At 58.1% G+C, this 13914-nt stretch carries 11 protein-coding genes; 1 reads left to right on the top strand and 10 read right to left on the bottom strand.

The window, feature by feature from the left end; all coding sequences use genetic code 11:
* Window positions 1-37 precede the first annotated feature (37 nt).
* Genes CSQ86_RS03800 through mraZ form a run of 10 tightly spaced genes read right to left on the bottom strand, consistent with a single transcriptional unit; the run spans window position 38 to window position 11322 of the window.
* Window positions 38-1225 (bottom strand): UDP-N-acetylglucosamine--N-acetylmuramyl-(pentapeptide) pyrophosphoryl-undecaprenol N-acetylglucosamine transferase, encoded by a 1188-nt coding sequence (locus CSQ86_RS03800; RefSeq protein WP_100493811.1) that lies wholly within the window; start codon window positions 1223-1225, stop codon window positions 38-40.
* 16 nt (window positions 1226-1241) lie between these two features.
* Window positions 1242-2459: a putative lipid II flippase FtsW gene (gene ftsW / locus CSQ86_RS03795; RefSeq protein WP_100493810.1), complete on the bottom strand. Its 1218-nt coding sequence runs from the start codon at window positions 2457-2459 to the stop codon at window positions 1242-1244.
* The gene (murD, locus tag CSQ86_RS03790) at window positions 2446-3891 is read right to left on the bottom strand and encodes a UDP-N-acetylmuramoyl-L-alanine--D-glutamate ligase (RefSeq protein WP_100493809.1); all 1446 of its coding nucleotides are present in this window, start codon (window positions 3889-3891) and stop codon (window positions 2446-2448) included. Before murD ends, ftsW begins: the two co-directional genes overlap by 14 nt.
* 54 nt (window positions 3892-3945) lie before the next feature.
* Window positions 3946-5052, bottom strand: coding sequence for a phospho-N-acetylmuramoyl-pentapeptide-transferase (gene mraY, locus CSQ86_RS03785; RefSeq protein ID WP_100493808.1), 1107 nt, complete (start codon window positions 5050-5052; stop codon window positions 3946-3948).
* Between the two features lie 35 nt (window positions 5053-5087).
* A complete protein-coding gene (locus CSQ86_RS03780; RefSeq protein WP_100493807.1) occupies window positions 5088-6539 on the bottom strand; it encodes a UDP-N-acetylmuramoyl-tripeptide--D-alanyl-D-alanine ligase in 1452 nt (483 codons plus the stop codon).
* Between the two features lie 49 nt (window positions 6540-6588).
* Window positions 6589-7458 (bottom strand): hypothetical protein, encoded by an 870-nt coding sequence (locus CSQ86_RS03775; RefSeq protein WP_100493806.1) that lies wholly within the window; start codon window positions 7456-7458, stop codon window positions 6589-6591.
* Window positions 7459-7497: 39 nt separating this feature from the next.
* Entirely contained in the window at window positions 7498-9303 is a 1806-nt protein-coding gene (locus CSQ86_RS03770; RefSeq protein WP_100493805.1) for a peptidoglycan D,D-transpeptidase FtsI family protein, read from the bottom strand.
* Window positions 9300-9761: a cell division protein FtsL gene (ftsL, locus tag CSQ86_RS03765; protein ID WP_100493804.1), complete on the bottom strand. Its 462-nt coding sequence runs from the start codon at window positions 9759-9761 to the stop codon at window positions 9300-9302. Before ftsL ends, CSQ86_RS03770 begins: the two co-directional genes overlap by 4 nt.
* A 2-nt stretch (window positions 9762-9763) precedes the next feature.
* Window positions 9764-10840, bottom strand: a complete 1077-nt coding sequence (gene rsmH, locus CSQ86_RS03760; RefSeq protein WP_100493803.1) for a 16S rRNA (cytosine(1402)-N(4))-methyltransferase RsmH — start codon at window positions 10838-10840, stop codon at window positions 9764-9766.
* Window positions 10840-11322: a division/cell wall cluster transcriptional repressor MraZ gene (gene mraZ / locus CSQ86_RS03755; RefSeq protein WP_100494246.1), complete on the bottom strand. Its 483-nt coding sequence runs from the start codon at window positions 11320-11322 to the stop codon at window positions 10840-10842. The genes rsmH and mraZ overlap by 1 nt, the downstream gene beginning before the upstream one ends.
* A gap of 312 nt (window positions 11323-11634) precedes the next feature.
* Between mraZ and CSQ86_RS03750 the strand changes: the two genes are divergently transcribed.
* A complete protein-coding gene (locus CSQ86_RS03750) occupies window positions 11635-13914 on the top strand; it encodes a HelD family protein (protein WP_100493802.1) in 2280 nt (759 codons plus the stop codon).

Raw genomic sequence — 13914 nt, 5'->3', positions numbered from 1 at the left:
TGTTGCGTTCCGTGAGTTTCTTGCCCCTGCGAAGTATTCAGCGCGTTTGCCCGCTGCGGGCTAGTGCCAAAACCTCTTTGGCCATCACGGCAGCCGCGTCTCGGATACCATACTGCCATGCCTTGTTGCCGAACTCCGCGAGCTTATCGTGATCGGCCAGCAACTGCGGCACGTGATCATGCACCCATGCGGGAGTCATATCCTTGTCGGCGACCAAAATGCCACCTCCGGCCTGAACGACGGGCTCCGCATTGAAACGTTGTTCACCGTTGCCGATGGGAAGTGGCACGTAGATGGCCGGCAGGCCCAGTGCCGCCAGCTCGGATACCGATCCAGCCCCGGCACGGCAGATCACCAGATCAGCGCAGGCGAAAGCAAGATCGATGCGTTCGAGGTATTCGGCCACATGGTAATCGCCCGTTCCCGCAGCATTCTCCCCCAGTTCGGCAAGCACCTGTGAGCTTGCGGACTTGGAGACCAGGTCACGCACCTCCTCGATTTTCCCTTTGCCGGTGAGGTGAATGATCTGAGCATGAGCCAACAAATCAGCCGCCGAAGATGCGATAGCACGGTTAAGGCTTTGCGCGCCAAGAGAACCTCCGGTGACCAGCACCAGCGGCCGGTTCGGATCGACTCCCAACCGTTGTGCCGCTTCACGGCGCACGGCTTGCCTGTCCTGTTCAAAGCGTTCAGCCAGTGCGGCGATAGCCGGGCGAAGCGGCAGTCCCACGCGCTGGATACGTGTGTTGGGTCCAGGTTTCAGACCGGTGTTCTCGTATACCGTGCCGATGAAATCGGCCCAACGTGCGCCCAGCTTGTTGGCCATGCCGGCACGCGCGTTCTGCTCATGCATGGCAATGGGGATGCCCATGCTATGAGCGGTGGCGTACACGGGAGCGGAGGTGTATCCGCCGAAACCGGCCACCACATCGGCATGGCGGGTTTCAAGAATGCTTCGTACCTTCGCGGTCTCACGCTTCCATTTGAATGGGAATTTCAGCATGTACAGATTGGGCCGACGCGGGAATGGCACTTTTTCGATGGTATCGAGCTCATAGCCGGCGTTGGGAACCAGGTTCTTTTCCAGTCCCACGGCGGTGCCGATGACGCTGATCCGGGCATCGGGTTCGATATCGCGAATGGCATCCGCAACCGCTAACAGCGGATTGACATGTCCGGCCGTGCCACCGCCGGACAGAACGATATGAGGTGTTCCTTGAGTCATGATTACTGAGTGTACTCTACACATTCTGTCGTGATTGCTTGATCTGAGGCTGGCATCGCATCAGACCCACGACAAGGCCTGCTGCGACAAGACACATCACCATGGAAGAACCACCGGCGGAAACGAATGGCATCGGCACACCCAATACCGGGAAGACACCAACCACCACGCCGATATTCACCATGGCTTGTCCTACGAGCCACATGGTCACGCACATCAGCACCATGGCGACATACCGGTCGGTGACCTGCAATGCCACCGCGATCATGCACCAGGCGAGAATCGCGAAGAACACGATGACGATAAGGCACCCCACGAATCCGGTTTCCTCCCCGATGATGGCGAAGATGAAGTCGTTATGGGCGGCAGGCAGGTAGTTCCATTTCTCACGAGAATTACCGATGCCTACACCGAGGAATCCTCCGGAGGCTATCGCATATTTGGCGTGCATGGACTGATAGCAGACGGTTTGTGCGTCCGCAGCGGAACAATCGCCATAGGTCGCCAGGATTCGGCGCATTCGGTTGGGACTGGAGATGGCCAGCACCGCAACCATGATGACAGCGGCGGCCATGCCCACGCCCATCCATTTACCGGGGAATCCGGCAACCAGGAACGATACGAAACCGATGAACAGCAGAATCATTCCGGTGCCGAGATCCTTACCGCCGATGACGGTCGCCAATCCTGATCCATAGATCAGCAGAGGCTTGGTATAAGCCTTGAGTCCCTCTTTCATGTATCTTTTTTTGCACACGTACAGAGCGCCAGGCAGCCAGATGCACACAGCGAATTTCATGAATTCGGCCGGCTGGATCGTAGCGACTTTCAAGTCCAGCCATCCCCTGTTACCGTATACATCAATGCCCAATGGCGTGAAGGTGAGCGCTTGCACCAATATGGAGGCAATCATCAGCGGTCCGCACAAGCGTTTCCATGCCCGCGCCGGAATCATCATGGCCACAGCACCAATAATCAGACCCAACAAGCAGAACATGCTCTGGGTCAGCAAGCGAATAAACGGGGATCTGCCCTGCGATGCCATCGATACCGTGGAGCTGGAAAACACCATAATCACACCGAAACAGGTCAGCCCCACAACCGCCATGCGGAAACCGTGGTAGCACCATACAGGGTTCAGCAGGCTACGCCAGCCCGTGTAGTCGTTAACCACTAAGGCGGGTTTACCAGCGGAAATGCGGGTCCGTCTCATCATGGGGTCAGTGGAGGCCATGCACCTCGCTCCAGGTCTTCGCGGCTTGAGCGAACTGGTTGCCGCGATCAGCGTATGACTTGAATTGGTCCATGGATGCGCAGGCGGGCGCCATAAGCACCACATCACCGGCACTGGCGTATTCGCCGCACGCGTCAACGGCACGTGTCATGACCGTCGCGTTATCCTCGGGCTCTATGAAGGTGATGGGAATATCCGGAGCCTGGCTTGCGAACGCCTCACGCATCGGGGTTTGGTCTTTGCCGATGATCACGGCGGCCTTGATGGTCTTCGCCTGATCGCTAATCAGTCGTTCGAATCGACTGCCCTTGGCGAGCCCACCGGCGATCCATACCACGGACTTCGCGGGGAAGCTGGAAAGCGAGGCGTTGGCGGCATGCCCATTGGTGGCCTTGGAATCATCGACGAAACGAATGGAGCCGCCATCCACCTTGGCTTCGGCGACGGTTTCGATGCGGTGACCACCTGGCTTGAATGACTTCAATGTCTTGAGCGCAGTTTCGCAATCGGCGCCAAGACCCAGTACCAAGGCGAGTGCCGTCAGGGCGTCAGCCACCAGATGTGGATACAGGGTACCGTCAGGCTCGGTCAGATGTGTGAAGTCCGCGATGGCGGAGAGCTTGACCGGTTCGCCTTCAGCCCCTCCCGCGACTCCGCTGCGATCCACAATCCAACCGTTGTCAATACCGATTTGGCCGGCCTGTGGAGCTTCAAGCGTAAAGCCGACTTTACGGCATCCAGGTGCGGTCTGCGCGGCCTGTGCCAAAGCGGTGACCGTGGCGTCCTGGGCATTGTAGACGATGACGCGTTTGGCATTATGGAACACTTTGGATTTATCGGCGGCATAATTCTCACGCCCGCCATGCCAGTCCAGATGATCGTCGGCGATATTGGTGATCGCGGCGCAATCCAGTTCCAACGAATCGGTGAAATGCAGCTGGAAGGAGCTCAGCTCCACGCACAACGCGTCATGCTTGGGATTGGTGGCGCATCGCGACAGGCTCATCGACATGTCGCCGGAAGCGATGTTGCCTGCCGTGGGTGCATCCATGCCGCAGGCGTTCAGCATCTCCGAAGTCATTTCGGTTGTGGAGGTCTTGCCATTGGTGCCAGTGATGCCAATCCAAGGTGCGGGCTTGCCCGTGCGCTCATTATCTGCACGTAGACGCCAGGCGAATTCGACTTCGCTCATCACCGGAATGCCACGGCGCTGTGCTTCGAGGATAAACGGGGTGCGCGGATTGAACACCGGCGAGGACATCACGTAGTCGACCTGATCCCAATCGATCTGGTCGAAGGAATGGAGATCGGCCTCTGGTTTGTGCTCATCCACGCCGATTACATGGGCACCGCGTTCCTTGAGCACTTCCGCCAGAGAGGTGCCGGACACGCCGAGTCCGGCAATTACCACTGTTGTATTCGCTACTTGCATTATTCCTCCTGATAGAACAATCCCAGAGGCGAGAGTAGGACGCTTAGGTTTCCGTCAGCTGAAGAGCAGACCGGACCTGGCGACCCAGTCACCGTAGAAGATGGTAAGGGCCAGCAGCACAAAGATCAGTTCGATCATCCAGAAACGAACCACCACCTTGGTTTCGGTCCAACCGAGAAGTTCGAAATGATGGTGTATCGGTGCCATCTTGAACACACGCTTGTGGGTCATCTTGAAATAGCCCACTTGAATCACATCGCTCATGGCTTCCATAACGTACAGTCCGCCGAGAATAACGGCCAGGAACTCGGTGTGCGTGGCGATGGAGAGCGCTGCGAACAGACCGCCCAAGGCCAGGGAACCGGTATCTCCCATGAAGATGGATGCGGGATTCGAGTTGTACCACAGGAATCCGAAGCATGCCACAGCCGCGCAGATGGCGATAATCGTCAAATCAAGCGGATCGGATACCGCATAGGAGTAGCCTTGATGTCCACCGCCCTTGATGTGGTAACTTTCCCAAAACGCGATGACGCCGAAACCGGTGAAGGAAATCATGGATGAGCCTGCAGCCAAGCCATCCAGTCCATCGGTGAGATTCACGGCATTGGTCCATGCGGTCATCAGGAAGTTCACCCAGATGACGAACAGGATGATGGCCACCGCACGGCCGGCGAAATCGAAGCTGAAGAAAGGTTTTTCAATGAAGCTGATGCCAGCCTGCGCGCTGGGGAAACCGGTTTTGGTCGGAATAATCAGGGCAAGCACCGCGTAGATGGTCGCGAAGATGAATTGACCGATGAATTTGCCGCCGACGGTAAGGCCCTCGTTCTGCTTCTTACGCACTTTGGCAAAGTCGTCGATGAATCCGAGTGCACCCATCGACAGCATGGCGAACAGCACCAATACCGCCGACCAGGATGGCACATCTCCCGAGTGCAGGTACCGATACAGTGCGGACGAGCACCAGCCCAGCAGGATGGCGATGTTGATGACCACACCGCCCAGGGTAGGGGTGCCGCGCTTCACCAAGTGGGATTTCGGCCCATCCTGACGGATGTATTGGCCGTAATGCAGTTTGTGCACCAGACGAATCAGCATCGGGGTGCCCACCATGGTGACGATCAGCGACACCAACATTCCAATAATCAGAGCAATCACGGGTGGTTCTTCTCCTCTTTATGAGTTATCGACGCCTAGTTCTTCGACCAGCGTTCCGCCAGTGCGCTCAAGCCTGAAGCATGAGAGCCTTTGAGCAACACCACGGTATCGGTATGGCCGGCGGCCATACCGAGCACCAGCTGCTCGGCACGATCGATGTTCTCCACACAGTCTACCGACACCCCGGTCACGCTTGCAGCGCCATCGGCCAGAGACCGAGCCAGGTCATGCAAATGCGTATCGGTGTCGGAACCGACCGCGATAATCGCATCCAGCCCAAGTTCGGCGGCGAAACGGCCCACCTGGGCGTGCAATTCGTCTTCACTTGCGCCCAATTCCAGCATGGCTCCAAGCAGTGCCACGCGGAACGGCTTGCCACCGTCCTGGGGCTCCCATGCCTTGAGTCCTTCCAGGCCCGCCTTCATGGAATCAGGGTTGGCGTTGAAGGAATCGTCGATCAGGGTGAAGCTCACCGATCCACGTTCCACACGAGACAATGCCATGCGATGCGGGCTGATAGTGTGTTGTGCGGCCAATACCTGAGCGATATCCGGCAGAGCCATGCCGTAGCGCAACGCGACCGTGGCGGCTGCAAGCGCATTCATCACATTGTGCAATCCGGGAATGCCCAGATGCACCCGCACGCTCGAACCGTCATCCGCATTGAGTGTGAACTCGGCATGGTCGGCATTGTCGGCGGTAATGTCAGTGGCAGTTACCTGATGCTCATGGTTGCTTTCCTTGCCGAACCACAGTACATCGGCCGGGGCGAGGGAGGCCATCGGCGCCACATGATCGTCGTCACCATTCAGCACGGCGACACCGTCTGGCAGCAGACCCATGACGATTTCGCTCTTGGCCTGCGCGATACGTTCACGCGAGCCGAACTCTCCCAGATGTGCCACGCCGACCTTCAACACTATTGCAGTATTCGGCGGGGCGATACGCGTCAAACGTGCGATCTCGCCCAAATGGTTCGCGCCCATCTCCGCCACGAAGAATCGTGTTCCGGCATCAATCTTCAGCGCGGTGAGCGGCAGACCGATCTCATTGTTGAATGAGCCGATGGGTGCGACCGTCGGGCCAAGCGTCGACATCAGCGCAGACAGCAAATCCTTGGTGGTGGTTTTGCCTACGGAACCGGTCAAACCGATAATGTCGAAGTCGCCGGGCAATTCACGACGGCGTTCGATGTTGTGCTTGGCGAGCTTGCCGAGTGCCTCGACCGTATCGTTCACCACAATCTGGGCCAGTCCTTCGGCAGGTACTTCATGGTCCACAATGGCGGCGACTGCACCCTGCTCACCTACCTTGGCTACGAAATCGTGACCATCCACGCGTTCGCCTTTGATGGCCACGAACACCGAGCCCACGCCCGCCTGCCGCGAATCGCTGACCGCGCTAGTGGCCTGCGCATTCGGATCGCCGCCTGCAATCAGACGTCCCTCGACGGCCTGAGCGATTTCCTGAGCGCTCATTGGAACCATTTTTTCCTACTCCTTATTATCCGTGCGATTGGCTTGGTATCGCGGATGATCAACTCAGATTATTGGCCACGCGCAACGCGCTGCGCACATTGTTCTTACGGACTCCCGCGGCCAGAACCATGGCGATGGCCAACGACATATGGCCGGCGCGAATCCGGTCGTAACCCACCGGTGATTCTTCGGCGAGATTGTCTGATTCCCTTGTGGTGGTGGTAAGCGCAAGATCACGATCGGACACGAATGCATACCGGGTTTTCAACGTGGAAACGTCCTGATCCGGCATGGCATGCTCAACACCCAGCACATCGACATTCACCGATTCCAGCGCATGGTTGCCCACCGTTGCGGCATCAAGCGCGATGATCACCGCGGCTACACCGTCCTCCGCGCATACGGCCAACGTACGTTGCATATCGAGTACACCCAACGGATAGGTAAGATTCAGCGCACGGGTCATCGATGTCGAACCGGCCGCGCTGATCACCGCTACCGGATTGCCGAGCATGTGCAGGAAATCCGCGAGCTGTGTCACATTGGCGTTGACTTCCTCTTCGTCGCCGCCCGTCACGGCGAATACCGCCATGGCATTGGTTGGGGAGCCGGCTAGCGTCACCGCCATGTCACCCAGCACATGGTCGTTCAGTTCGCCGAAGACCAGAGGAATATCGGCCTGCGGACATTGATGCTGGAATGTGCGCGGCAGCAGGGCCGCATAGGCTCCAGCCTGCGTGGCATGCGCCAGTTCGGATATACGGCTGCCGCATACGAATAGCGACCCCGGCCCCACACTGTCGAGGGAATCGCTCAATGCAGTGATGGTGACATTGGACGCGAATTCGGGAACAATGTCAAAACCATACTTTTCGGCCAGCATCCCCAACGTCATGCGCTGGGATATGGCTTCGCTCACCGCGCTCATGGGCTAACGCCTTTCTTCCATAGTCACCGTCATCTCATATCACCAAGTGACTGGGATAGCATCTGTACGTGGGCTCGATACGGGCACCTCGTATTTCTGCATAAGGAACTCACAAATCTGGGCGGAGACCGGGCCCGCCGTAAGGCCACCATAGGAGCCCTGCGGGTCCTTCATCACCACCGTGACCACAAACCGTGGGTTATCGGCCGGAATCACCACGGAGTAATCGGAAATGATAGAGCTTAGGGAACCATTGGCACCCGCCACTTCCGCCGTACCGGATTTGGCCGCCATACGGTATCCATCGACCTTGACGAACTTGCTATAGTTCTCAGCTACAGACTCCATCGCATTGATCACATCCGCGGCCACCTGTTCGTCGACGACGCGTGTAGCATCACCATGCTTCACCTCAATGGTCTTACCGTCGGCATTCGTGGTTGATTTGACAATTGACTGCTGCTGACGCACGCCTTTGTTAGCGAGAGTCGCCACCACATTGGTCAGCTGCAGTGCATTCACGGTGTAGCCCTGGCCGAATAGCACCGTGTTACGGGTGCGCAAATCCCACGATGAAGGATTCGTCAACACGCCATTGGACTCACCTGGCAGATCGAGACCGGTGGACTGACCGATTCCAAACTTCGTAAGGAATTCATAGCGCTGGTCATCGGTGTAATTCTTGCCGGCAATCACCATACCGTTATTCGATGATTGCTGCAGAATACCGGCAAGGGTCCAATGCTCATCACCGTGGGAAAACGCATCTTTGAAGGTCTGACCATTTTCGGTCACGGAATTCGGCACGGTGAACCGATCGGTCATTTTGTGCACGCCGGTCTGCAAATAGCCGGATGCTGAAATCACTTTACCGATCGAGCCTGGTTCGAATGTCTCCGAAACAGCGCGGGACGCCCCCATCTTGGCGGCATCCGTTCCTGCGTCGATTTCGTCGCTGTCCGCGAGAGCCACGATTTCGCCGTTCTGCACGTTCTGTACCACACCAATCGCCCAGGCGGCGCCATAGGAGGATTTGGCTTCTTTCAGGATTTTCTTGACGTACCACTGCACATCTCGATTAATCGTGAGGTTCACATCGGAACCATCCTTTGCGGCCACGGACTCGGTCATCGTACCCGGGATTTCCTCACCCCCGTAGTTGCCGCGCTGGTAGGTCTGATGCCCATCAGTGCCGGTGAGCACCTTGTTCTCCATCTGTTCGATGCCGGCGACGCCAGTGCCGTCATCGTTCACACCACCGAGCAACGATCCCATCAAATCGCCATCGGAATAGATGCGCTCACTGCTGAGTTCACCCCAGACTATGCCACCGAGATTCAAATCATCGATGCTGCGCTTGACTTGGGGGGTCACGTCCTTCTTCAGTACCACATACTGTCCGCTAATGGACAGATCCGCTCCAAGTTCCATGGCGCTGATGCCCAATTCCTTGGATAGCAGACGCCCTACTGCCGCAGCACCGGTGACGCCCACAGGCTTGCCGTCGATTTGGTGGCAGTAATCCTGATTGTTCTTGTTGCAGGTGATTGGAGTGAATTCCTGCGCAGCCTCGGGATTGGCCACGATGGTGTAGCGTTCCACGCTTTGAGCCAGCACGGTGCCGTTGGAGTCAAGGATGCGGCCGCGCTTGGCGCTGAGCGTCACACGGGAGGTTCGGGAAGCCGTGGCCGCCTGAGCCATTTGACGACCGTCAATGAGCTGGATGGATGCGAGTTGGGCCACGCACAGCGAAGCCACCAGAGCCAACGCGGCGCCGATGGCGATGCATTTGAATGCGAATGTCTTCATTTTGGCGAACTTCAGTATCCGCGCAATGGTCTTCACTGTGTTCCGCCTTCCGAGTCCTTCGGCTGCTGATATCCCTGAAGATCGATTGTGGCCGTGCCACCCTTGGAAACCATGCCCATCTCGCTTGCCTTGTCAGGCAGGGACGCGACTAGTTGGTCAAGCTTGGCCTGATCATCTTCGATGTCCTGTGTCAACACATTGATATGCTGCTTGACTTCCGCCGCTTCGAAGGAATTCTGCACCATCTGCGTTCGCAGCATCAGCGCGCCGAGCAGCGTGGCGACCAGGAATACCACGGCTATGACCACATGCACCATGGGTGCGGTTCGGGTCCGGGTCCATTCGAGGACCTTGCCGAATACGTTGTTCTTATCGGCGCCATGCGGATTGGAAATCAGTCGCAGTTGCGGTCGGGAAGTCGCCTGGGGCTTGGCTTGAGGACGCTGCGATGCCGGAACTGAACCGGATCGAATGCTACGTGCCGTTGCCGCCATATTCAGTGTCTCCTCGAGTTGTTGCGATTGGTGTTGTTACGTTTGATGTGATGCTGTTTGGCATCGTCGGCGCCGGTTGGATCCTGCGCCATGTGCTCGAAACGGCTGCGCCACCGGTTCGGGATGGGTCTGGTCAGCTCGACCGCGCGCAATCTGACCGATGCCGACCTGGGATTGGATGTAATCTCCTCTTCATCGGCCTTGACCGCGCCGCGGGTGAGCTCTCTGAAAAACGGCTGCGCATCCGGCGGAATAATCGGCAAATCGGCAGGTGCATCGATTTTCAAGCCATTGGCCATGAACGTCTTGCTGGTCTTGTCTTCCAACGAATGGTAGGACTCCACCACCAAACGCCCACCGACGTTCAGATGGTTCGCGGCCTGCGGCAATGTGGAAGCGAGTTTGGCCAGTTCCCCGTTGACTTCGATGCGCAGCGCCTGGAATACACGCTTGGCGGGGTTGCCTGCCGGGCGATGCGCTTTGGGAACCACGCGTTCAACCAGCGCATTGAGCTGCCCTGTGGTGGTCAACGGTTCCTTTTCCCTATCCATGACGATGGCACGCGCGATTTGCCTGGCAAAACGTTCCTCGCCGTATTCCCTGAAGATGCGGACCAATTGCGGAGCATCATATGTGGCGAGGATGCGCTGTGCAGTCAACTCCTGGCTTACGTCCATGCGCATATCCAACGGCGCGTCATGGGAGTAGGAGAAGCCGCGATCGGTCTCATCGATCTGCAGGCTGGAAAGACCCAAATCCATGAATACGGCGTCCACTCGCTCCACTCCCTGATCTTCGAGAACGCGCTCAAGCTCGTCGAAGGCCGCATGTACCGGAGTGAACCGGTCGGCCAACCCCTCCTGCTCCATGCGCTTGGTGGCCAGAGCCAGGGCCTCGCTGTCGCGGTCGATGCCGATAAGCCTCGCCTTCGGCGATGATTTCAGGAAGGCGGTGGAGTGGCCGGCGATGCCCAGTGTGCAGTCCACGGCGATGGCACCTTCATGGTCGAGTGCGGGAGCCATAAGGTCCACGCAATCCTGAAGCAGCACCGGCTGGTGAATAGTGGTCAGATCAGTCATCAGAATTCAACCTCCGGCAGTACATCATCGGCGATATCGGAATAATCCTCTTCCTTCTGGGCAAGGTAGGACTCCCATGCATCCTTGTTCCAGATCTCGGCTCGTGTGCCTACGCCAATCACCACGATGTCCGAGCCCAGGTTGGCGTAGTCGCGCAGCATTTGCGGCACAACCACTCGTCCTTGTTTGTCGGGTTCCTGATCCACGGCACCGGAGAGGAAGACACGAAGATATTCGCGAGCGGCCTTATTGCCCACGGATGTGCGCTGGATCTGAGCGGCGATGCGACGGAATTCATCGAACGGCAGGAGATATACGCAACGCTCCTGACCACGAGCCATCACCAAGCCGGCTCCAAGTTGGGAACGGAATTTCGCCGGAAGCGCCACACGGCCTTTGGCATCGATCTTCGGAGTGTATGTTCCAAGCAGCAGCGGAGGCAGGCCTGTAAGCAGGTCGGCGATCCCGGTGGAAGCAGGCATAGGTGTCTGCGCATCGTTTGCAGCCTGCCCATCAGCCATGATTCCACCTCCTTTTGCACGCATTTGGATACACTCCGACCAACTGGCTCACCACTTTACCCCACCAATCCCCATTTTTCCCCACTCATGCACAATTTGTGCACCGTTTTAGGAACTTTTCCTGACTTCGTGCGTGTCGGTACCACCCCGGTTTGTCGAATTCACGCGAAGTTCACCCGCACATCCGTCTCATTCACCTGCCCGGTAGGGGGCGTGCGGTAAATTTGAGTGCCTTAAAGTGTTGACCTCGAAGAAATGGAAACGAAGAAAAGCATGTCGAGTTATGCCTCACAACTGCACGAGGAGCAGCAGGCCGTCGACCGAGCCTACGGCCGTCTCGATGACCTACGCGCCGAAATGTGGCAACGTCTGGACACCGTGCGGGCAGCAGGTTCTCACGGCTCCCCCACGCAACGCACCGAACGAGACTCCTTTGCCACGATGTATGAGGACCGACTCACCCAGTTGCGCAGCGTTGAAGACCGACTGGTGTTCGGCAGGCTCGACGCCAAAAATGGCACACGCCACTACATCGGCCGCATCGGATTGTCCAGCACCGATCACGAGCCGATACTGACCGATTGGCGAGCCGAGGCGGCACGCCCCTTCTACGAGGCGACACCTTCGAATCATGGCGACATCGTGATGCGCCGACACATCACCTTGAGCTTCCGCAATGTCGTGGGTGTCGAAGACGAGGTGCTGGATGTGCATTCCAATCAGGTAGGCGAAGCCTCATCAGCGGGAACCCTTACCGGCGAAGGCGCGCTGCTGGCCTCGCTAAGCTCACGCCGAACTGGCAAAATGACCGACATCGTCGCCACGATCCAGGCCGAACAGGATCGCATCATCCGCTCCGCGCTGAACCGCGCCGTGGTGGTGCAGGGTGGCCCGGGCACCGGTAAAACCGCGGTGGCACTCCACCGAGCCGCATATCTGCTGTATACGCATCGACGCACATTGGAGCGCTCCGGCGTACTGGTGGTCGGCCCAAGCTCCGCGTTCCTCCATTACATCGATCAGGTGCTCCCCTCGCTTGGTGAGACCGGCGTGGTGTCCCGCACCATCAGTGACCTCATCCCCGGCATCAACGCCACTGCGGTCGATACCCCATACGCGGCCAAGCTCAAGGGAGACCGCCGTATGGCTCAAGTGGTGGCCAACGCCATCGCCGCACGCATTCGCGTTCCCGCCAATCTGCCGACAGTCACCATCAGCGGCATTCCGGTGCCAATGCTCGCCGTGGATATCGAACAGGCGCAAACCGATGCCAAGCGCACACGTCAGGCGCACAACAAGGCCCGTGAAACCTTTATCCGTTCGATGCTCACCAGCATGCAGAATCGGTACGCCGAACAACTCGATTACACTCCGGACCAGGCCGAGCTCAATCGCGCCTTGCAGTTGCTGCGCATGAACGACACGGTACGCAAGACGCTCAACCTGTGCTGGTTGCCGATGACCGGTCCATGGCTGATCGATCAGCTGTTCGCGCACCCGGAACGCTTGAAGTCACTGGGCGGATGGCTGAGCGACGATGACATTCAGGCACTGGCCCGCCCTAAGGGCTCTCCACTGACTCAATCCGACATCCCCCTACTCGACGAGGCCATGGAACTGCTCGGCCCCGACCCCAAGGTCGTCGCCAGGAAATCCGCCGCGGATGCGCGTCGTGCCGCCGAGGAGCAGTATGCCAAAGACACGTTGGCGGCAACCGGCCTCGGTCAAGGCATCGTCTCCAGTCAGATGCTGCTCGACCAGATGAACGGCAGCGACGCGGAACTCACTTCGCAACGAGCGGCAGCCGACCGCGAATGGACATACGGGCACATCGTGGTCGATGAGGCGCAGGAACTCACCGCCATGGATTGGCGCATGCTGATGCGCCGCTGCCCCTCCCGTTCATTCACCATCGTCGGAGACGTGGCGCAGACCTCGGCCCTGGGAGGCACCCGCCGCTGGGAGAAGACGATGAACCGACTGTTCGGGGCAGACCACTGGGATCTGAATGAGTTGACGATCAACTACCGCAATCCGCAGGCTGTTTCCGATCTCGCATCCCGGTTCGCCCAGAATGAAGGCCTGTACATTTCCACCGTCCACGCCGTGCGGGACTTGCCCGATTCGGTGTCCCGCCACATTGTTGATGATACGGATTCCCTATTGCGGGCTGTCGCCAATCAAGCGGCGAAGCTGGCCAATCATTTCGTATCGGCGGACGGTACAGGCCGCATCGCCATCATCTGCCCGGATTCGCTGATCGCTCCTGTGCGCCAGGCCGTGCGCAAGCGACTGTCCAGCCTGCTTGATCCCAAGGAATATCAGCGTCTGCTCGATCAACCTGAATGGGATGAGCAGATCAGCGTCTGCGGCACTCAGACGGTCAAAGGCCTTGAATTCGATGCGGTGATCGTTGTGGAACCCGGTCGCATTGAAGATGACGCCCCCAGCCGTTTGGTGGCCGCATCCGATTTGTATGTGGCGATGACCAGGCCTACGCAGAAACTGGTTATAGTTCGGACAACATCGGACGCAAAGTCCCTAAACATCTAA

Source organism: Bifidobacterium felsineum, from assembly GCF_002802915.1.
Lineage (GTDB): Bacteria > Actinomycetota > Actinomycetes > Actinomycetales > Bifidobacteriaceae > Bifidobacterium > Bifidobacterium felsineum.
Note: the sequence above shows the minus strand (reverse complement) of the source record. Positions and strands in the feature narration are given on the sequence as shown.